The following is a 530-nucleotide window of genomic DNA, read 5'->3' on the forward strand; positions in this document are numbered from 1 at the left end:
TAGGGCCTGTTGATCCTCAAGTTATCCTAAGTACAAGTGCTGGCCAGCAGGTTTTTTCAGCGCATAATATCGTAAACAGTTACGAAGATTTATTCCATCGGGCAGTCAATGAAAAAGATGGCAATTTAGAACCATACTTGCTACAACTAAAAAACTACGATGAACGTGAAATAAGAGAATTAAGATCGATTATAGAACTTTCTGAGGATATATCTGTTCGTACCCTTTCAACTGGGATGATGGGAGGATTTTCTCCCGAAGAAATTAAGGAAAGAATCAAGATATTTTTGACTCCGGAATTTACAAAAATCCATGGAAGGCCCATCTATCGAGAGGATGCTGTTCAGTGTGGATTGGTCGTTGAAGAACTAAACCCCAATACAAGATTATGGAAATTGCTTTACGAACTGTATGCACGAACCGACAATTATGTATCAAGATTCGTTGCAAAATGTATTGAAAGCAAGGATTATGCATTATCGGTTATTTTTAGGGAAAAGGAGGAAGTATGACGTGAATACTAGAAAATT

1 protein-coding gene is annotated in these 530 nt (G+C 37.4%); it reads left to right on the forward strand.

From position 1 onward, the window contains the following. Positions 1-512: hypothetical protein (locus tag ACPLUI_RS11370; RefSeq protein ID WP_424660376.1), on the forward strand; the 512-nt coding region annotated here is incomplete at its 5' end. Positions 513-530: the final 18 nt, after the last annotated feature.

This window comes from Desulfofundulus sp., assembly GCF_049701015.1.
Classification (GTDB): domain Bacteria; phylum Bacillota; class Desulfotomaculia; order Desulfotomaculales; family Desulfovirgulaceae; genus Desulfofundulus.